The organism is Paenibacillus helianthi (assembly GCF_001909055.1).
Taxonomy (GTDB): Bacteria; Bacillota; Bacilli; order Paenibacillales; family Paenibacillaceae; genus Paenibacillus_AQ; species Paenibacillus_AQ helianthi.
Genome location: NZ_LVWI01000072.1, coordinates 12,344 through 32,824, shown reverse-complemented (window position 1 = coordinate 32,824; position 20,481 = coordinate 12,344). Strand labels below are relative to the sequence as shown.

The following is a 20,481-nucleotide window of genomic DNA, read 5'->3' as shown; positions in this document are numbered from 1 at the left end:
CACGCGAACCATACCGTGCGGAGGAACTCAACTGTTCCGTGACCTAAGCCTTTGCCAAGTAATTCTCTGCGCCTGTGGTTGCTCTCATTCTCGAGATTGCTTCTTAACCATTCCCCGTACTGCTGCCCAAATCGCGACATACCGATCTCCTTCTTAATTCATAAACCCAAATTTAAGGTATCCCACAAAAAAACCGCCCCAAAACAATACCTCCTGAAGTATTATTCAGGCATGCATTGTATGAGAGCGGCGTGTGCTTCACAACCTACGTCTTGTAACGCGAACATTTTTAATGAATTCAATTTAAAATAAAAAGAATCGCTATTTGCTGCCGGCTTCCCATCTCAGATTCCAGTTATAATACTGATCCAATTCCTGGTGCCCGGCGAAATATTCTACGAGTCTCTCCACGCTGAAGGTCTCATCCTTCTGATTACGGATCATGGCGATGGCACACATCCCCTTATGATTGTTATGCTCATCCAGCTGGACCTCGATTTCTGGTCCGCCTTGCTGCTTGATGGTTACAATGGCGTCAGCCTCAGACCAGTTCGTGATGCCTTCATAGATAAAAGCAAAGATCACAATTCTGCTGATTTCGGAAAGATAATGGCCATTGATCCGCAGATTCTCGCCCGTGGCTATGGATCCGGTGCGGTCATCCCCGTCCAGGGAGATGTAAGGCGGCCTGTTCAAGCTTCCGAAGGATTCACCGAGTGCTTGGACAGAGCCCTTAATGCCATTTTTTAATTCAAACAGACAACCAAGGTCAAGGTCGATTCCTTTACTTCCGAACCATCCTGATGATTTTTTTTGATACCAGTTGAGATTGATCAGGATCTCGCCCAGGGATTCAGTCCCTTTCTGGAGATTGATCACCTCCCCGCGTGTCTTAAGCAGGATGGTATTGAGATTTAAAGGAGCGGCTGAAGGTGAAGCTGGTGAAGAGGGGGGCAAATGGCCCGCCGTCTTAGGCCGTGACCGCAGCTCTGGGAGAGAGAGGGGGGACTGCTGCGATTGAATTACTGGGCTGGCGGGTTGAACTGACGGGAGGATGTTGTTGACCTGTATCCCATAACTTTTACATAAGGCAGCTAAGCCTCCTGCATATCCGGAACCCACAGCGCTGAACTTCCATTCATTATGATATCTATAGATTTCTCCTACGACAATAGCGGTCTCTACCGAAAAGGTTTTACCAAGCCTGTAGCGCAAAAGTTCCGTTCCATCAGCAGCGTTGACGATCCGTAAATACACATCGCCCAATAGCGAGAAGTTTTGCAGCCGTTTCTCACCTTCATATATCGTTAGTGCAAATGCAATCCGTTCGTAGTCTGTAGGGATTTGACTGAGCTCGACAGCGATCTGTGTGTTATCGGCTAACCCCGAGCAGACTCTTTGATCGGACGGCAATATAGCTACGGATTGGTTCGGAGTAGAAGGATTACCATAATAAATAAGGTCCTCATCTTTAGAGACAGTCTGGGACGGCGTAAGCAAAAACACAGAAAAATCAACCTCAACCTCAGATCTTGTATTGTGCCAGCCCATTCCTACTATAATACGGGTAAGGAGTGGATCGTCTTTTGTTAAGTTGCATTTTTGTCCCTTTATTAGCTCAAATGTCATTAGAACCAGCCTTTCAAAAGATTAGTAGAACCTGGACAAAACCTGGAGAGGCTATTATCTGCCGCGTCTTCCGGCGTCAAGATTCGGACCATTCAGACTGGATAACATATCCAAGGACTGTTCGTAAATACGGACAATATCCTGTACCTTTTGGAATTCAGGATCCGAGGGACCCAAATTGTCCATGAACATCCGCTGCAGGATTTCTCTGTAAAAGGAGATGCGACTTCCGATAAGGCTACATTCGTAATCAATGACCTCTTCAACCGAGTGCTGCTGAACAAATTCCATCAGGTCATCAGCCGGGTTAGCGTTATCGTTATCGTAAGGCTCCCGCTCATTGCGTGCGGCAATCGGAGTGTTCACATTATCAAGGTTAACCGTGGAACGTATATCAGTGAAGAGAATACCTTCTTTCGCCAGCATGACCTGAAAAGGCTTGTGCTTGAACAACTCTTGTGCGACAAGAGCACACATCGCCTGATTCCTCAGGAGGATACCGTCAAAGGGGTGAAGAACCCATCCTCTGTCATCCCGATACAGGCTGAACGTGAAGTATTCGCCTCCATACTCATATTTCAGATTGATATTCGTCTCTGAAGTAAGCTCATATTGAAATGCATCCATTCAAAATTCCGCCTCCTGCTTCTTCTATGTGATTATATTAGCATAGCAGAATATGGGGAATCTTGGGAGAGAGGATTAGTAATTTAGTAATGACAAACACTATTCTCACTTTACAAAATATACATAATCTATGCGTTCACCCGCAATATTTGCAACATTATGATTCTCTCTTTTTTGATCTTTTACGAATCCGACACGCTCATACATTCGTTGAGCTGGGATTAGGTCATCATTCGTGAATAAAATAATTTTTCTCACATCATGTTGGAGAATTCTATTGACCGCTTCTTGAAGCTGCATGTTACCATAACCTTTGCCTTTATGTTTTGACGTAATGCAATTATGGCCAATTTCCGCATACTCAGGCATATTTCTCGGGTCCCATGAAACAAATCCGATAGCTTCATCATTTAGTGTTGTGATAAGCCCATATTTATCAGCAATTTCTAAATGGTCAAAGAAAAAGTTATCAAAATCCTGCCAATCAGAAGAATAGCGTTGTTCATATCTGCGATCCAATGAGTACGCATCTGTCAATAATTCAAAGAGTATTCCCCGGCTAAAGTCGCTCACTTTTTTAAATTCAACACTCATGGTCTAATAACCCCCTGCATTCTCATAAATATTCATAACCACCTGCTGGATCGGGAGCTCCTTGACCGAAATGTCGGAGAACCGGTGCTTCCGGGAGATATCTTCTAGGAAATCGCTGATTGAGATATAGGCCGTATCCACTTCAAGCGTAATTTGAAAATCGGAAGGCCTATCGATTACCTTGGTATAGGCATTGTCGAAGACGGTGCCCTGTACGGACTCCGAAAAAGTAAAACTGACCCGTTTCTTCTCACCCAGGAAAAGCTTCAACCGCTGAAGCGAATCATCAAAAACCTTCTCTCCGTGGTTAATGACTATGACCCGGTGCGCGAGCTCCTCCACATCCTCAAGATCATGAGTGGTCAGGATACATGTCATATTCTGCTTCTTGTTCATCTGGTGAACGAATTCGCGGATTTTGACCTTGGCAATCACATCCAGCCCGATGGTAGGCTCATCGAGGAACAAAATATCCGGCTGGTGCAGCATAGCCATGACGAATTCGCATTTCATGCGTTCGCCAAGAGACAGCACTCGAGTGGGCTTTTCGATCACATGGGCAATATCCAGCAGCTCCGTTAGCTCTTCCAGACGGCTTTTAAAATCCGGAGTGGCGATCCCGTAGATTGCTCTGTTCATGTTAAAGCTGTCGATAGGGGGAATATCCCAGATAAGCTGGGATTTCTGACCGAATACGGCTCCAATTTTGCCGACATAGCGCTTTCTGTCCCGGGCAGGCGAATAACCAAGCACCTGAATTTCCCCGCTTGTAGGATACAGTGCTCCGCAGAGCATTTTGATTGCCGTTGATTTCCCTGCCCCGTTGGGTCCCAGAATGCCGCAAATTTCTCCCTGCTCAATAGCAAAGCTGATATCGTTGACCGCGTGGACCATGACTTCTTCGCGCTGGAAGAAGCTCTTGAAGGTCTGTCCCATACCTGCGCCACGCTTGTAGGTTTTATAAGTTTTGGTTAAATGCTTCACATCAATAACCGGCATCATCCGCCTACCCCCTCGTACAATCTGATCATATGCCGATAAATCCATACTCCCGCCGCCAGGAATAAGAAGCACGGCAGAATAGCCGCGAAATCGCTGGCCTGCGCCCGTCCAAGAAGAGCAGAGGCAGGGAAGAAGCCTATCATCCCCACCGGAATGATCATCGAGGCTACCGCCTGCACAGCCTTCGGGAAAATGGGCAATGGATATTTTCCAATGTGCAGCACACTGTCGGCAAGCTCGGAGATTCTCGAATTGCCTACCCATTTGAAGGACATAGCGGCCATCATTAGGGATAATCCTGCCAGGACAGCTGTCCCTGCGATGAATAATCCGGCGAACTGCAGCCAGTACAAGGCCGAAATAGCGCCTGCATGCGCAGCAGAGAATATAAATAGAGATATCCCGCCCAGTAACAAGCCGATACTGTCGGTAGAAAATGTAGTCGCAACAATATAAAACAGCGGATTTAGCGGCTTAAGAAGAATAACCTCGAAGCTTCCCTCACGGACATGCGACATGGTAGTCCATAGAACGCCGCCAAAAATAACACTTGAAAGCCCGCTGGACATGGTGAATACAGATTGGATTAGCAACACCTCATACAAGCTCCAGCCGGGAAAGCTGGTTCCCGCCCGGTAAATAAGCAGGGTCACCAGCGGAAACAGTATGTTGCCGACTAGTGTGATCAGGCTGCTGACGATAAAATTCATGCGATAGGCCACAGCGGATTGCGCAGCTGAATACATACACTGCTTGTAAACATCCAGATAGCGTTTCATGGTAAGAACTGTCCTTTCATGGGGTCATTCACGCACCGACAGCGGTAAACTGCTTCATAGCCTGGCGGCGAACGAGCTCGTTCAATCCGAACGTAATAAGCACTGCTATGGCCTGAATACCTACAGCTTGCTGTATGGATAGCTCAAGGCCTCCAAGAGAATAATGGCCGGTGAACACCATTGCCGGCAGGTAAGCCATGTACTGAAACGGCAGGAAGAACTGGATCACCTGCAGCGAGTGCGGAAAGAAATCAAGCGGAATAAGCGCACCCGAAAAAATACCCGACACCAGCATAAACGCACTTCGTATTCCGCTCGACTGGACAAGCCAAAATGAAGTCAGGCCAATCATGTAGTTCACATAAAAATTCATTAGAAAGGCAAGCAGCACCGACAGAAAAGTCCATGGAAGGCTTGCCGGACGCATATCTACTCCAAAAATAAAAATAAAGATCAGAAGGCACGGCAAAAATTCAAACAGGAAGCCTAAAGACCGATGGCCGAGTTTCTGAAATAATGCGAACGAACGGTGATGAATCGGGCGCAAATGAAAGGTGAGAAATTTACCGGTACGCACAAGCATAGATAAGTTCCAGTCGGCAAAATCCATGATCAGGTAACCGATAAGCGCAGTAGCCCCAAAGTAGCGGATCATCTCGGGGAGTGCCATGCCGCCGAGCGAAGAATGACCTCCATATACCGCCGTCCAGATGAAATATTGCACCATAAAATATACAGGGCCGACGATAACGGACACCATAGAATGAGTGCGGTAAGCACTCCACTCTTTGTAGGTCACGCCCGCTACCGTCCGGCAAATCAGCCAATTGTGCTTCAAGCTGTTCATTAGATCAGTCCTGACCAAATGATATTGGTTACATTGAACAAGCCTTCCGCGTACCAATTATCACCGACAAAAGGCACAAACCATACGGCAGCGAGCTGTTCTGTAGGGTCAATGACCATGCAGCAGGCTCCCGCACCTTCATGGAAATAGCTGGTCTCTGAGTAGAGGAAGGCAGGGCCTCTTCTCATATCGAGACCAATGCCGTAGCTCCGGTCTTTGACATCGTTACCCCAGCAGTAATCGGGAACCCCGTGCAGGGTGCGGGTTGTGATTTTTTCGACTGCTTTGCGGCCGACAATACGGGTATCGCCCAGGGTTCCCATGCCCAGGAGCATGTTGGCGAACCGGATGAGGTCAGCGGGTGTAGAGGCCAGGCCTCCCCCGGTTTTGGAAACCGTATCCCACAGCTGTTCCATTTGCGAGTCTTCAGGCTGATTACCGTTGATTCGATCGTTCAGCCGCTTTTCATGTCTTTCATTTCTTATAATAGCGCGTTTGGCCAATTCGGGCGTCAGTTCCCAAACCGTGTCCTTCATACCCAGAGGCTTCAGGATTTGCTCTTCTATGTACTGCTCAGCGGTTACACCGGTCACTTTTTTAATAATTTCTCCGAGCAGGCAGAAGCCGAAGGAGCAATATTGCCATTCTTCGCCTAATTTTTTATTGACCCCGCAGCTCAGCGCGGCTGTGATCCAGTCGGGATCACCGTCCTCAGGGGTATATTTTTCGAAATACTCTTCAATGAGCTGCCAATAAGACTTATGATAGGGGATGCTCCCTGCACAGTCGGGAAACAGGCCCGAGGTATGGGTCAGAAGGCTATAGATATCGATTTTATCAAACGGGGCCACATTCAACGGTTCAAGTATGGCGCCAACCGGGATGTCAAACCGAAGAATACCGTCCTCCACAAGCTTGGCGATAGCAACTGAGGTAATGGCTTTAGTAATGGACGCGATATTATGAACGGTTGTTGGTAAAAGCGGATCCACCCTATCTTCCCGGAAAGAGAGCGGTCCCATAGCCCCGTGCATAAATGTCTTTCCATACCTGGAGACGCAGTAAGATGCGGCCTGGATCTTTTTTTGATCGATCAGGGTCTGGAAATGGGCATTCAAAACCTCAATTCTTGAAGTGTCGTAACCTGCCTCTGCCGGTGAGCAGTCGGTAACCCCTGGTGTAAATAGCATATGATATATGCCTCCTTATCTATTTTTACGTATGCGAAGTGGACCGCTCTAACTAAAGCGCTCTCAAAATAACTACGTTAAGTATATTTCCAAGGAATGGATGTTACAACAGAGAGTTTGTTTTATAACCAAACTTGCCCGGGGGATTATTCATCCTATAGGTGATAACGTATAGGAATTCATGATTTTATCGGGGAGATTTACTTCGTTGAAATGCTTTTTGAAATGGAAGGAAAAGGTTATATTAGATCTATGAGAGAATGCAGCCAAAGAGAGGGTGGAGCGGCTACATGGATTAATGTCCATAGCTCCTGTCAGGTAAACGCCATGCTGTTACGCACTTATATTCCACAAGCTCCTTTGTCAGGTTTTGTGGATTTTTTTTGGTATTTCGAAGGCTATACCTCACCGTATTCGCAGGAACTTACGCTGCCGGATGGTTCGATTGAACTTGTGTTCAACTTGAGTGGGGGGAAGATTAACCTATTAGACCGGGAAAATAAAGGCCTGGTGAGGGCATATGGCAGCTCTGTTATTTGTGGGCCGCATTCGAAGTCTTTCATCATTGATACTTCTGTGAAGTCTACAGTTTTGGGAGTACACTTCAAACCAGGCGGTGTTTATCCATTTCTTAAAATGCCAGTGGATGAAGTACATAATATTCATGTATCCCTGGATGCATTGTGGGGAGTACAAGCCCATGTTATGCATGAGAAGTTACTGTTAACCAAAACGGTGGATGATAAGTTCCAGCAGTTGGAGAAAAGCCTTATTAAGCTGGCTTCACAACCTCTGATACAGCATCCGGCAGTTCACTTTGCGCTTAACGAATTTCTGAGCTTGCCTTTAAAAAGACCCCTCTCGGATGTGATTGGACAAATTGGTATAAGCCATAGGAGATTTATTCAGATTTTTAAAGAAGAAGTGGGGTTGACTCCTAAGCTCTTCTGTCGTCTTCGCCGCTTTCAGGAAGTATTAAACCAAATAGACCAGGCTAAGAACGTCAATTGGCTAGATGTCGCTATGGCTTGCGGATATTATGATCAGATGCATTTTATTAAAGATTTTCAAGCGTTCTCCAGCCTCAATCCAACAGATTATTTCTCAAGACAAGACAGGCATCATAATCATGTTGGGATACTTATCTAATAGGGGAAGGTCGGTCAATCATTAAATAAAGGTTCAATTTTTTACTATACGCATATGGGGAGGTCCGTTAGGATATTCATTGAGATGGATTAGTTACATATTTAGAGAAAAGGAAGGTGTCAATAATGAATACAGCAACTCCATTCCTATGGATTAAGAATACTGCTGAGGCGATTGGATTCTATAAGGAAGCTTTTGGTGCAGTGGAGCATTATCGCTTGACGGAGCCGGGAGGTAAAGTGGCTCATGCTGAAATTACAATCGGCGGTGCTAAAATATCCCTTGCAGGGGAATATCCTGAATATGGCATTCTCGGTCCGGAAACTATGGGGAACACAACGGTGGGTATCCAACTGCAGGTCGACGATGCGGATACGGTGTTTCAACAGGCGGTTGCGGCTGGAGCGATTATTGTTAATCCGATGACAGATCAATTCTATGGTGATCGAGCGGGAAGTGTAAAGGATCCGTTCGGACATTATTGGATGATCTACACTACTATTGAAGTCGTAAACCCGGAAGAAATGCAGAAACGGTTCGAAGCCTTATTTGAGAGTTAACACTATGAGTAGTGCTAAATCGCTTGAAAAAAACCGATAGCAAGGCGTAGTGTTTTTATATCGCTTACTTGGAAAAAGACCGCACTTCATGGTGAAGGCAGTCTTTTTCTTTTTGAGTGTAATGGAAATCATTAAGTAAAAGGCCGCCACTGCTCTAGATGTGCTCCGCTAGCTGTACCTCGAAGCCGTCCGGATCAAGAACATACAAGAACCTTAGGTAAGGGTTAGGCATGATCGGCCCGCGTGCTAACGGGATGCCCTGGCTCGTCAAATGATCGATTGCCTCATCCAGCGACGCCACCTCGAAACCAACAGAGACCCCGCACTCGGGCTTCAGAACTGTCTCATCTCCCTGAATCAGCTCGATCTTCGGCTGTCCCCCTCCTGTACCTAACATGACAATTTGTCTTCCTCTGCTCTCAAACCTGCGTTCAACCGGAAGCCCCAGAATCCTGTGATAGAAATCAAGGGAAGCTTCCAGATCGTGTACCCTAAGCGTAATCCAATTCAGGCTCAATTTCATAGATTTATATTTCCCCTTCATTTCAACCAGATTCGTATAAGGATGTTGATCTCTTGAACATAGGTTCAATCATAAGTTGATTTGGCCGGTTTGTAAAATTGTATGTTGACGGTAAGAATACTGGAGTTTATTTTTATATCCAAGACCCGGGTCAAATACAATCCGTCAACGATATAGATTGCTTGAAGCAAAGGAGCTATAAGAAATGATTGATTTTGAGTGGTACAGGAGCTTTTGCATGATTTATAAGTACAACTCTGTGTCCGAAGCAGCAAAAGTGCGGATGATGACGCAACCGGCAATGAGCCAGCACTTGGCCTCCTTGGAAGCTGAGGTGGGTGAAGTGTTGTTCAATAGAACTTCGAGGAAAATAGTTCCAACGGAACGGGGGAAGCAGTTATATTCACAGCTGGCTCCGCTTATTGAATCGCTCGAGGAGACCACGATGAATTTTAAAATGGCTTCCTTACCTACGCTCACCTTTATTAAATTAGGGACGGCACATGAATTTTATACTGAAAAAGTACTTCCTCAGCTGCATAAATCCAATAGTTCGGTCATTTCAAATTTGGGAACCGCTGATCAACTGCTGGAGCTGCTGAAGGAAGATAAATTAGACCTCATTGTAACTTCGCAAAAAGTTCCTACCCCAGGTATTGAGTATCAATCTTTTATGGATGAAGAATTTGTTATTGTTGCCCCTATGCATTACAAGATACCGGATATAGATAGTCTGGAGCATAGTGAAGGTTGGCTCTCATCGCAAAACTGGATTAGCTATGGGCTTGATTTACCTATAATCAGAAGGATTTGGAGAGAGCACTTTAAGAAACGCCCTGTAATCAGGCCGATCCATATCATTCCTAATCTGCATATGATTCTAAAGGCTGTCGAGAATGGAATGGGTCTTAGTGTGCTTCCAACCTATCTGTTAAGAAATCTGGATGAAGAGAAAATAAAAGTTCTTTTTCCGGAATTAAGAGTGAACAATGAGTTGTTTTTCGCCTATAAACTAAAGGATAAACAACTGCCACAGATTCATGAGATGATGACAATCATACGTGAAAGTGAGTAGAGAGCACGGCTAGTATTTATTCGATCTATAAATATATTTATGTATAATCTACTATTTCATAATTTGTTTTATACTATTAACGGAATTAGAATGAAGGAGGCAGAAAAATAGTGTATTGGAGGCAATTATAATGGCAAAAAAAGTGTTGATCGTCGTAACTAATCATACGGAAATTCATGCAGGCAAACCGACTGGTATTTGGTTGTCCGAATTTGCCGAAGCCTATATGGGATTTACTAACCAAGGGTATGAGATTTTAGTGGCAAGCCCGCTTGGAGGAAAAGCACCAGTCGATCCTGGCAGTGTGGATGAGAATACACCCAAGGAAATTTTGGATGCTGAGAAATATCTGGAGAACACAACAAAGCTTGATGAAGTATCCGCCGAGGGCTTTAATGCTATTTTCTTACCGGGTGGTCACGGAACGATGTACGATCTGCCTGATAATCAGGCCCTTCAGAAATTGCTGCGTGATTTCTATGAAGCAGACAAGATTGTAGCTGCCGTATGTCACGGGCCAGCAGGGCTGGTTGGAGCTACTTTGTCTTCTGGTCAACCACTTGTGGCCGGTAAACGTGTAAATGCTTTTACAGATCGTGAAGAGGCGGATACGACGCTCGATAAACATCTGCCGTTCCTGCTCGAAAGCAAGCTGCGTGATCTAGGTGCTATCTATGTGGCTGCGCCGAATTGGACTTCTCATTACGAGGTGGATGGCAACCTGATTACGGGTCAAAATCCGCAGTCAACCGTAGCGGTCACCCAAGCAGTTATCGCTAAGCTGGGCTAATTCAGACCACAAGGTTTACAACGGCGTCAAGCTTAAAAACGACCCCTGAGCTGAAAAAAGCTCAGGGGTCGTCCTATTTCTCCCTTAAGTAATAGATGCTTCGTAGATGGCCTGGGTGGATTGTGCGAGCATGGTGCTAAACTCTTCGTCGGTTTGCTGATCGCTGAGCCCTTGTGATAATGCCCGGGAGAAGCTGGCAATCAGTCCATGGTTACGGGCCAGCTTGTCATTGGCCTCCGATTGAGTATAGCCGCCTGACAAAGCAACGACCCGTACCACATGCGGATCTTCAATGAAATCTCTGTAGAAATTGTCCTCTGTCGGTATGGAAAGTTTAAGCATAACCTTCACGTCTTTATCCAGAGCGGCTAGTTGGGTAGAGATCGCTTGTTTTAAAAGCTTCTCCGCTTGTTGCTTATCCTTACTATGGATATCCACTTCCGGTTCGATAATCGGCACCAGGCCAACACTGGCGATTTGGCGGGCGACGGCAAACTGCTGCTCTACAACTTTTTGTATGCCAGCCGGGTTTGCTTCCTTAATCAGTGAGCGCATCTTGGTTCCAAAGATATGTTTCTGGACAGCGCGCTTCAGAAGGTCATCCAGACCGGGAATGAGTTTCATGAGCTGAACCCCGTCTTCAGGCTCAGCCAGGCCCTGGTCGATTTTCAAAAAAGGCACAATGCCTTTCTGATCCCAAAGATAATCGGCAGTGGCTTGCCCGTCAATGAAACGATCCATCGTATTCTCAAAAAGAATAGCTCCCAAAATGTACTTGGAATCAAATGCAGGGCTCTTGATAATACGTGTTCTCATCTCGTGCACCAATGCAAACATCTCTTCTTCATTGGAATAGCGGTCTTCCTGAATGCCATATTGCAGCAGAGCTTTTGGAGTACTTCCTCCGCTTTGATCCAAAGCCGCAATAAAACCCTTTCCTGTGTGAATCCGGTCCAATTGTTTCGTATTCATGAATGTGTCCCCTTTCCTTCGTAAAGTGAATGGCAGTGGTGTGCAATCATGTATAGTTTAGTTAGAATAAACGAACAATGCAAACTAGAGAATGAGGTATGAATGCCAATATGATATGGGAGTTGAATTCAATTGAGTATTGATTTGATCTGCACGATAGGCCCGGCAAGTTCCTCCCCCGCTGTTCTCAAGGAATTACTCCTGAGCGGTATGACCATCGCACGGCTGAATATGTCACACGGGAGCTATGAAGAGCATGGGCGGGTTATTGAAGTATTGAGGGCCGCCGCCGCCGAATCGGGCCAGTCCGTGCGGATTATGGGTGACCTGCAGGGGCCAAAAATCCGTCTGAAGAGCGTGAAGGGGGAGTCCGTTCGATTGGAGGAGGGCCACACGTTTATCCTTGATCAGTCAGATGAACCGGGAGGGCAAGCGCGGGCAGCGCTCGATTATCCTGTCGTGATGGAAGATATTGTACAAGGTGCTTCCATCTTGATCAATGACGGTGAAGTGAAGCTTGAGGTGACGGATAAGCATCCGGGAAGGGTTACTACAAAGGTTATCGTTGGTGGAATGATCGGCAGCCATAAAGGCGTCAACCTTCCGGGAACGAAAATCCGCTTGCCGGCCATAACTGTAAAAGACAAACAGGATCTTGAGTTCCTGCTGGAGCATCATGTGGATTGGATCGCTTGTTCTTTTATCCGGGAAGCGTCGCATCTGGAGGAAATTCGGGCGTATGTTGCTGGACTGGGGAAATATAGCCAGCCGGGCCTTGTTTCCAAAATCGAAACCATTCATGCCGTGCAGAATTTCCCATCCATCATGGAGGCGTCTGACGGTATCATGATTGCACGCGGAGATCTTGGCGTTGAGCTGCCTTTTGAGCGAATCCCCTTCATTCAGAAAGCCATTCTTCGCGAGTGCAAGCAATCAAAGACCTATGTAATCACTGCTACCCAAATGCTGCAATCCATGGTCGAACATCCGGTTCCAACACGTGCAGAGGTAACCGATGTCTCTCAGGCAGTAATCGACGGGACTGATGCTGTGATGCTGTCAGCAGAAAGCTCTGTGGGCGATTATCCGGTGCAGAGCACAAGAGTCCTGAATACGGTCGCCAAATTTGCAGAGAACATGCGGGAGCAAGGGGAGAACGGTTATGAGCTGGGGGTGCTATGCACAGAGTCCCCGTTTGAGAATCTTTATAAGAAAACCGCAGTGAATAACCGGACGGACTAAATAGATGACCCGAGTTAATATATAATCACCCAACTCGTATTCCAAAGTGACAACAATGTCACGATCCCGCTCATGCTTATCATCTGAATCGCACGACAGTATGGGTTCCGGGCCATACAATTAGTGTGTTGGAACGGCTTGTTCGTTCTGATTGGGTTAACCCCAAATTTTAGAGAAGCAAGGAGAGGATTAGGTTTGAACCAGAATAGGAAACGAATACGCCGTATGTGCAGCTGCCTAACCGCTGTGCTGATGCTGAGTTTTGCCGGGGAAGCAGGGGCTGCGACGCAGCAATCTCAACCTGACTCGCCGGCCTCCGTCCAGCAGAATGCGTTATCCGGCAGGAATTCCAAAGGGGATTATACCGGCGGACCTCAGGATGCGAAGGAATTGAAGGCATTTCTCGACGCTTTTTTTGCCCGGGATGCAGTTAAGGGAAAAGCCGAGAATGCTGCGGTATCCGTTGTTCAGGGCAGTAATGTGCTTTTGTCCAAAAACTACGGGATTTCAGCTCCAGCCTTGAAGCCGGAGGAAGCGGGGATGAAGGATACATTTCGGATCGGCTCCGTCTCCAAAGTATTCACGGCTGCGGCCATTATGCAGCTTGTCGATCAGGGGAAACTCTCCCTTCAGGACAATATTGAAAAATACCTGGACGGCTACAAGGTGACGAATCCATTCGATACCCCTGTAACGATAGAGAATCTGTTAACGCATACCACAGGATTTGAAGTACGTGAACCTTCGGATGCCAGCTATTTGACCAACCCCTCCCAGCAGCCGGTATCCTTAAAAGAAAGCATCTTCGACGTATTTCCCCCAGTGATCCGCAAACCGGGAACGGCCTATATGTATGATAATTTCGCTTCGCGGCTGCAAGGTTATATTGTCCAGCAGGTAAGCGGAGAACCTTTCGGGAGCTATATGCAAAAGCATCTGTTTGGCCCGCTCGGCATGAACTCAAGCAGCTTTGGCATGACTAAGGATTTGACCCGGAGGCTTGTCCCTTCTTACGACGAATCGGGCAGTCCTATCCCGGTGTATGGTTTTTCCAGTGAATGGCCGGAGGGCAGCATCTTTCAGGATTACAATTTACTGGATACCTTCACTGTCAAAGAGAATATCCTGCTGCCCGTCTCACTCGGACGGATGAAGAAGACAGCGGTGGAGGCAGAATATCAGGAAATTGCCGCTCAGCTTGGCATCGGTGAGATTGCCCACAAATATCCGCATGAAATTTCCGGCGGTCAGCGTCAGCGTACGTCAGCGGCACGGGCGCTGATCCACCGGCCGTCCATTGTATTTGCGGATGAGCCGACAGGCGCACTTGATTCCAAGGCAGCCTCAACGCTGTTGGGGATGATCGAGACCATTAACCGGCAGCGCAGCACTACGGTCATGATGGTGACTCATGATCCTGTAGCCTCCAGCTATTGCAGCCGAGTCGTGTTTTTGAAGGATGGCATCCTGTATTCCGAATTGTATCGCGGCAATAAGACGCGGCAAACGTTCTTCAAGGAGATATTGAATGTCCAGGCTGTACTCGGGGGGGATCATGTTGACACTGTTTGAGCTCCTGATCCGAGGTATGCGCAAAAATATTAAATACTATTACCTGTATTACTTTGCACTTATTTTCAGTACAGGCTTATATTTCGTGTTTGCTTCCCTACAAAATGACTCGATGGTCATGGCGGCGTCCTCCGCAGATGTTCAGTTTTCTACCGTATTCAATGCGGCCGGAGTACTGGTGATTACGATCGTGGTTATATTCATGGTCTACGCCAACAGCCTTTTTCTAAAAAGGCGCAGCAGGGAAATCGGTCTGTATCAGGTGGTAGGTCTGAAGCAGCGTGCTGCGGCATCTGCGCTCTATACGAAGTATATCAGCGGAGAAGAGTTCAGTCCGGATTTCGATGCCTATTATAAGGAGTCACTCCGCAAAATCGGGCTGATCATCTTCATCGCTGCTTTTCTGGGGCTGGTTTTCCTGATCTTTACTGGCAGTATCCTGTATTTCAAACAGATGACAGAAGCAGAGCAGGAGCGGAAGAGCTATACGATACTACGGCAGCTGGGGTTCGGAGAACGCGAGATTATGGGCGGCATCATCCGGAAGCAGATGCTGGTGTTTGCATTGCCGCTGATGGTCGGACTGCTGCATTCCATCTTCGCAGTGAAAGCGGCATCTGCGCTCAGTCTGTCCGATCTCACCTTCCCGGCCGCGGTTGCCATGATGGCCTACACGCTGATCTACTTCGTGTTCGCTGTTCTTACTGTTGGTTATTATCACCGCATTGTGAAGGCTGCGCTCTAGCAGCTCCGCGGCTGTGTTCATATCTTTGAAATCGGATAATACAAATTACATTCACAGTACTTCTTATTACATCTGGCATAATTGATGAGCTCGAAGCTGAATTTCTCTTCCAGATCGAATTGTACAGTGGGCATCCATGTGTCAAAGATGTGCTTCCAGATGAGGCTTAGTGACTTCGAGTTGATCTCCTCAGGCCGATGAGGGCCCATATAAGTGAACACACCGTATCTGTGGGGAGCAACATGCTTGAGTGACATATCCGGCGGAATGATGCTACTCTGATTCACTTCGACAGAGGGCTGGTACCAGGTATAGCCCTGAAACGGCTCCGGAACGGTGGTATACCCGATATACGTATCTTTGTTGACTGGATTAATGATTCTTGGACGGTCTTTATAGAAGAAGGCGACACCCAGCCGGTTGGACGTCTGGTTTGCCATATTGTCGTTCACATCCACCCGATATTCAGGTCCTGCAATGGAAAAGGGAGGCAACACGCTTGTGGAATGGAAGTAGACAAGACCTTCTCCGGCCCGGTGCAGAAAATCGGCATTGAACCTGTCCATGATCTGCAGTGGAGAAGGACTTCGCCGCCATTTGGCAGGGCTGATGTTGAATTCCTCCTTGAAGACTCTGGAATAGGTGCGTTCACAACCGAAGGAGTATTTGGAGGAGATGAACTCGATGCTGTTCCGTTCATGGATCAGGTCTCCCAGCGACAAGGCGATCCGCCTTCTGCGCACATATTCCATCAGGCCGGTTGCCGTGGCCCCTTTCCAGATGCGGAGTAAATGAAATTTGGAGATGTTTACCTGCTCAGAGATACGGTCCAGGCTTAGCTCTTCGAGCAGATGATCTTCGATAAATTCCGTGGTATGGTTGATCGTTTCCAGGAGATGAAGTTCCATATTTACTCCTTTGCAAGTTGAACTTGTTGAATGATAACGCAGCAATTTTTGTCCGGTTCTTTAAATCTCAGTGTAGTATGATTCTACCATAAACGGAAAACACGATAAGGGAATTTTTATAAGAAGAGGGAGGAGAGCTGGAAGGATGGATATTGCAGCACAGGCAGAACTGAGAGCACGTTACATAGCCGCACAGAACAGCTTTATCAGCAAGGTCAGCAGCGATCCGAATGTGATTGCTATTATTATCAGCGGGAGTCTGGCCTATGATGTAATTTGGGAAAAAAGCGATATTGATATGACTATGGTTGTCCGGGACCAGTCCCTTGCCACAACAACCTATTGTATCGACGAAGACGGTATTCTCATTAATGTGTATCTTGTGGTCCGCAGCGATTTCAAGCGGGGAATGGAACGGGCGCTGGGCGGGTCCTTTGCCCAATCCTACTACTCCAAAGGTAAGATGGTCTATTCAACGGATGACAGCCTGATCGAATACTTCGAAGACCTCAAGATCATAGGCAGTGATGATATTGCGGTTTCCGCCCTTCATATTGCAAGTCAGCTTGTATTTTTGCGCGACAAAACCCGGAAGTGGCTGACAGTCCGGCAGGATCTGCTGTATGCGCAGTATTACTTGTTAAAAGCTGCAGAGTCAGTTGCTCATATGGAGCTATGTATCCGCGGTGAAGCCATATCCAGGGAGGCTATTCAGAGAGCGCAGCTTTTGAATCCAGAGGTTCTTGCTCCATTGTATCAAGATGCGATGTCCCATCATATGAGCGTAGCGGAAATTGAGAGCGGATTAGAATGTTTGGACAAGGTGCTGGAGCGGCATCTCCCCATCTTTTCTAGGCCGGTGCTTGAATTCATGAGGGATCAGGAGATCAAAACCGTAACGCTGATCAATAAGCATTTTCATGTGCAGAGTGACCAGCTGCTTGGTGTTATGGACTATCTGGTTCAGCAAGGCATTCTTGAAAAGGTCACCCAGACGATTCGGATCACGCCCAAAAGCAAGCCGGCTGTTGAGGAAGCAGGCTATCTTTACATTCCGTAAATACAATTGCAGAAGGGAGCTTGAAGCATGTCCATTAGAACAACTATCGAGATCTCGGGGGCCAAGCAGAACAACCTGAAGAACATCTCCGTTGAAATCCCGCGGGACCAGTTAACGGTAATTACCGGGGTATCCGGCTCGGGGAAGTCCTCACTTGCTTTTGACGTCATTTACGGGGAGGGGCAAAGACGGTTTCTCGATTCCATCTCCACCTTCGCCAAAAGCCGGATCAGCCAGCTCAAAAAGGCAAAGGTCGATTATGTGCGCGGCTTGTCCCCGGTCATCGCAATTGAACAGAAAAAAAGCAATAACAATCCGCGTTCAACTGTAGGCACGGTTACGGATATCAACGATTATCTTCGTCTGCTGTATTCCACGGCGGGTGTAGGCAAATGTCCGGAATGCAGCCATTCCCTGAAGCAGCTGTCTGCCGCCCAGATCGCCGAACGTATTTCCTCCTTGCCTTTTGGAACTGTGGTAGAGCTGCGGGCTCCCGTCTATAAAGTATACGGAGAAGACTACAGCTTCACCTTCCAGCAACTCCGGGAGAAGGGGTACAAGAATCTGCTGGTGGATGGCGAGCCATTTTCACTGGCAGAAAAAACAGAACTGGACGAAGCGCAGGAATACCATATAGAAATGGTCATTGACCGCTTTCAGCTGAAGAAAGATACCTATATTCAATTGACCAAATCTATCGAAGCTGCAATGCTGGCACTGGAAGAGGATATTATGATTAAAGTGGTGGTTCCGGGAGGTGTTGATCCGACCTTCTACCAGGATTTCGGCTGCCCGGAGCATCATTTCTTCCTGTGTGACATGCAGCCTTTTCATTTCTCCTTCAACACGCCTGTAAGCGCCTGCCATACCTGCCTCGGGGTAGGGATGTCCTATGTGGTGGAGCCCCGTTTTCTGGTAGTAGCACCGGAGAGAAGCATCAACAAGGGTGCGCTCAAAAGTACAGTGTTCAACCCTGCGGGCAAGGACAGCTATCGTTCTGTGCTGATGTACAGCTTGTCCCAGAAGTATCATTTCGATCTCGACACCCCTTTCTGCGATCTGCCGAAGGAAATTCATGAGCTTCTCTTCTACGGGACCAAAGGCGAGGTGCTCCCCATGCTCCAGCCCCCTAATTCAACGAAGAAGAACTGGATGATCGGACGTGACCGTCCATTCTGGGGGTTCGTTCACGAGATGGAGAGCTGGTACAAGCATTACATACGGAAAAGCTCTACCTCGGAAGCCTTCGAGCCAACGTTCATCAAGGATTGCATGATCGAGAAGATTTGCCCGGAATGCCATGGAGCAAGGCTCAAAAAACAGCGCCTCCAGGTTACCCTGGGAGAAGAAAATATTGACCAGCTATGCCGCAAACAGCTGCCTGAGCTGCTACATTCGCTGGAAGCATTGACGTTTGGGGCAGAGATTCAGGATGTGGCCTCATCGATCATTCACGAGATCCGCACCAGGGTATCCCTGCTCGTTGATATCGGACTGCACTATATCAGTCTTAGCCGGAGAAGCGACAGTATTTCGGGCGGTGAGATGCAGCGGATCAAAATGTCGACCCAGATCAGCAGCGAGCTGATGGGAATGCTGTACGTCATGGATGAGCCAAGCATTGGCCTGCATCCCCGGGATTCCAGCCGCGTGATAGATACCATGAAGAAGCTGCGGGATATCGGCAATACCGTAATTGTGGTTGAGCATGATATGGATACCATACAGAGTGCGGATCATATTATCGAAATCGGCCCAGGTCCAGGAATTCATGGGGGTCAGGTTGTAGCTTGCGGGACCATTGAGGATATTATAGGTGAGCCCCTGTCAGTGACAGGCCAATATCTATCGGGAAAAGCCAGCATTCCCGTCCCCGGCAAGCGCAGAAGCCTGGGTGACGATTTTCTGAGCATTCAAGGCGCCCGGGAAAACAACCTGAAGAATGTGGATCTGGATATTCCACTGGGTGTGTTCATCTGTATTACCGGAGTATCCGGTTCAGGGAAAAGCTCATTGATTAACGAGATTCTGTTCAAGCAATTGAAAATCGACAAAACGGCTGCGCGGATTGTTGCAGGCGAGCATGATTTTCTGTTCGGTGCGGATCTGCTGAACAATGTCATTAATATTGACCAGACCCCTATTGGAAGGAACAGCAAATCGAACCCGGCAACCTACATAGGCATCTATGATAAAATCCGGGATCTCTTCGCCATGCAGCCGGAAGCGGTGGACAGGGGATACCAGGCAATTGACTTCAGTCTGACCCATGCAGGAGGTACCCGCTGTGAACAATGCGCCGGAGACGGAGTAATCGTCACCAATCTGCAGTTTATGGCCGATATCGAAACGATTTGCCCGGTGTGCAAGGGGCAGCGGTTCTCGGAGGAGGGTCTGGAAATTAAGGTCCAGGGTAAAAGTATCGCCGATGTACTGGAGATGACGGTGGAGGAAGCCCGTGAATTCTTCAGCGGCCATAAGTACCTGAAGCATAAGCTGGAGATTATGGATGAGCTCGGACTTGGCTATATGCGCTTAGGTCAAAGCTCGACCACCCTGTCCGGCGGAGAGGCACAGCGTGTCAAGCTGGTGTATGAGCTGTCCAAAATCAAGAGGGGAGCCCGCAATTTGTATATCCTTGATGAGCCTACCACAGGGCTGCATCTGTCGGATATCCAAAAGCTGCTGCTGTCTCTGGGCAAACTGGTGGATAGCGGGCATACGGTTATCGTTGTTGAACATCATCTGGATGTCATGAAGTCCGCCGACTATATTATTGATATGGGCCCGGAAGGAGGCCATGACGGCGGGTATGTAGTTGCCGAAGGCACACCGGAGCAGGTAGCTGAAGTGGAAGCTTCCCACACGGGCAGGTTTTTGCGTTCGGTGCTGTGACCTGCTGGAATAGACTGCACTTCATATTCGGATGAAGGCAGTCTATTTTACTGCTCCAAGCAAGACGAATATTATGATCCGCCGTAAATTATTCTTTTTAGAAAACCCGAAAAAATAAACCTTGATCTATGTTTTGTATCATGATATAATCTTTTATACGAGAGATTTATTCCGTTCTTCTGCGAATGAGCTGAAGGCGGTATGATTCGATCAATGATGTGGACTCTTAGCTCAGTTGGTAGAGCAGTAGACTCTTAATCTATTTGTCCAGGGTTCGAGCCCCTGAGAGTCCATCACAGAAGAAACGGCAGAAATGCCGTTT

The 20,481-nt window shown here is 47.5% G+C and carries 18 protein-coding genes, 1 tRNA gene and 3 pseudogenes; 11 read left to right on the top strand and 11 right to left on the bottom strand.

The annotated features are described in order from the left end of the window. From A3844_RS33570 to A3844_RS25830, 8 genes and pseudogenes are all read right to left on the bottom strand, one after another. Positions 1-140: pseudogene (locus A3844_RS33570) on the bottom strand (transcriptional regulator); the annotation flags it as partial. Between the two features lie 181 nt (positions 141-321). Continuing rightward, positions 322-1,629: a TerD family protein gene (locus A3844_RS25860; protein ID WP_074108920.1), complete on the bottom strand. Its 1,308-nt coding sequence runs from the start codon at positions 1,627-1,629 to the stop codon at positions 322-324. A 54-nt stretch (positions 1,630-1,683) separates the two neighbouring features. After that, the gene (locus tag A3844_RS25855; RefSeq protein ID WP_074086326.1) at positions 1,684-2,256 is read right to left on the bottom strand and encodes a hypothetical protein; all 573 of its coding nucleotides are present in this window, start codon (positions 2,254-2,256) and stop codon (positions 1,684-1,686) included. Positions 2,257-2,361: 105 nt separating this feature from the next. Then, positions 2,362-2,850, bottom strand: a complete 489-nt coding sequence (locus A3844_RS25850; RefSeq protein ID WP_074108917.1) for a GNAT family N-acetyltransferase — start codon at positions 2,848-2,850, stop codon at positions 2,362-2,364. A gap of 3 nt (positions 2,851-2,853) precedes the next feature. Next, complete coding sequence (locus A3844_RS25845; protein ID WP_074101243.1) at positions 2,854-3,852, bottom strand: ABC transporter ATP-binding protein; 999 nt, start codon at positions 3,850-3,852, stop codon at positions 2,854-2,856. After that, on the bottom strand, positions 3,849-4,631 hold the full coding sequence (locus A3844_RS25840; protein WP_074086329.1) for an ABC transporter permease: 783 nt from the start codon (positions 4,629-4,631) through the stop codon (positions 3,849-3,851). The genes A3844_RS25845 and A3844_RS25840 overlap by 4 nt, the downstream gene beginning before the upstream one ends. Positions 4,632-4,659: 28 nt before the next feature. After that, entirely contained in the window at positions 4,660-5,478 is an 819-nt protein-coding gene (locus tag A3844_RS25835; protein WP_074108916.1) for an ABC transporter permease, read from the bottom strand. Next, entirely contained in the window at positions 5,478-6,668 is a 1,191-nt protein-coding gene (locus A3844_RS25830; RefSeq protein ID WP_074108913.1) for a serine hydrolase domain-containing protein, read from the bottom strand. Before A3844_RS25830 ends, A3844_RS25835 begins: the two co-directional genes overlap by 1 nt. A gap of 213 nt (positions 6,669-6,881) precedes the next feature. Between A3844_RS25830 and A3844_RS25825 the strand changes: the two genes are divergently transcribed. Next, positions 6,882-7,817, top strand: coding sequence for a helix-turn-helix domain-containing protein (locus tag A3844_RS25825; protein ID WP_083607021.1), 936 nt, complete (start codon positions 6,882-6,884; stop codon positions 7,815-7,817). 125 nt (positions 7,818-7,942) lie between these two features. Further along, on the top strand, positions 7,943-8,377 hold the full coding sequence (locus tag A3844_RS25820; protein WP_178382034.1) for a VOC family protein: 435 nt from the start codon (positions 7,943-7,945) through the stop codon (positions 8,375-8,377). A 154-nt stretch (positions 8,378-8,531) separates the two neighbouring features. On the opposite strand, the gene A3844_RS25815 is transcribed toward A3844_RS25820, so the two are convergent. Then, entirely contained in the window at positions 8,532-8,900 is a 369-nt protein-coding gene (locus tag A3844_RS25815) for a VOC family protein (protein ID WP_074108911.1), read from the bottom strand. Between the two features lie 205 nt (positions 8,901-9,105). Between A3844_RS25815 and A3844_RS25810 the strand changes: the two genes are divergently transcribed. Together A3844_RS25810 and A3844_RS25805 are read left to right on the top strand one after the other, a co-directional pair. Continuing rightward, positions 9,106-9,975 carry a LysR family transcriptional regulator gene (locus tag A3844_RS25810; RefSeq protein WP_074108910.1) on the top strand — a complete coding sequence of 290 codons (870 nt, stop codon included), beginning with the start codon at positions 9,106-9,108 and terminating at the stop codon, positions 9,973-9,975. A 130-nt stretch (positions 9,976-10,105) separates the two neighbouring features. Further along, entirely contained in the window at positions 10,106-10,765 is a 660-nt protein-coding gene (locus A3844_RS25805) for a type 1 glutamine amidotransferase domain-containing protein (protein ID WP_074108909.1), read from the top strand. A gap of 84 nt (positions 10,766-10,849) precedes the next feature. Here A3844_RS25805 and A3844_RS25800 read toward each other — a convergent pair whose 3' ends face one another. Then, positions 10,850-11,737 (bottom strand): fructose bisphosphate aldolase, encoded by an 888-nt coding sequence (locus A3844_RS25800; protein WP_074108907.1) that lies wholly within the window; start codon positions 11,735-11,737, stop codon positions 10,850-10,852. A gap of 132 nt (positions 11,738-11,869) precedes the next feature. On the opposite strand from A3844_RS25800, the gene pyk reads away from it, so the two are divergent. The 4 genes and pseudogenes from pyk (at position 11,870) to A3844_RS25780 (ending at position 15,296) form a co-directional block, all read left to right on the top strand. Continuing rightward, positions 11,870-12,979: a pyruvate kinase gene (gene pyk, locus A3844_RS25795; protein WP_074108906.1), complete on the top strand. Its 1,110-nt coding sequence runs from the start codon at positions 11,870-11,872 to the stop codon at positions 12,977-12,979. 225 nt (positions 12,980-13,204) lie between these two features. Further along, a pseudogene (locus tag A3844_RS33565) lies at positions 13,205-14,002 on the top strand (serine hydrolase domain-containing protein); the annotation flags it as partial. Between the two features lie 45 nt (positions 14,003-14,047). Beyond that, positions 14,048-14,551, top strand: a pseudogene (locus A3844_RS25785) (ABC transporter ATP-binding protein); the annotation flags it as partial. Next, a complete protein-coding gene (locus tag A3844_RS25780) occupies positions 14,535-15,296 on the top strand; it encodes an FtsX-like permease family protein (protein ID WP_074108904.1) in 762 nt (253 codons plus the stop codon). The pseudogene A3844_RS25785 and the gene A3844_RS25780, both read left to right, overlap by 17 nt. Before the next feature lie 17 nt (positions 15,297-15,313). Here A3844_RS25780 and A3844_RS25775 read toward each other — a convergent pair whose 3' ends face one another. Next, on the bottom strand, positions 15,314-16,204 hold the full coding sequence (locus A3844_RS25775; RefSeq protein ID WP_074108902.1) for a helix-turn-helix domain-containing protein: 891 nt from the start codon (positions 16,202-16,204) through the stop codon (positions 15,314-15,316). A 145-nt stretch (positions 16,205-16,349) separates the two neighbouring features. Here A3844_RS25775 and A3844_RS25770 point away from each other — a divergent pair, with 145 nt between their 5' ends. From A3844_RS25770 to A3844_RS25760, 3 genes are all read left to right on the top strand, one after another. After that, complete coding sequence (locus tag A3844_RS25770; protein WP_074108901.1) at positions 16,350-17,264, top strand: nucleotidyltransferase; 915 nt, start codon at positions 16,350-16,352, stop codon at positions 17,262-17,264. 27 nt (positions 17,265-17,291) lie between these two features. After that, a complete protein-coding gene (gene uvrA, locus A3844_RS25765; protein ID WP_074108900.1) occupies positions 17,292-20,159 on the top strand; it encodes an excinuclease ABC subunit UvrA in 2,868 nt (955 codons plus the stop codon). 220 nt (positions 20,160-20,379) lie between these two features. Further along, a tRNA-Lys gene (locus tag A3844_RS25760) sits at positions 20,380-20,452 on the top strand. The last annotated feature ends 29 nt before the right edge of the window (positions 20,453-20,481 follow it).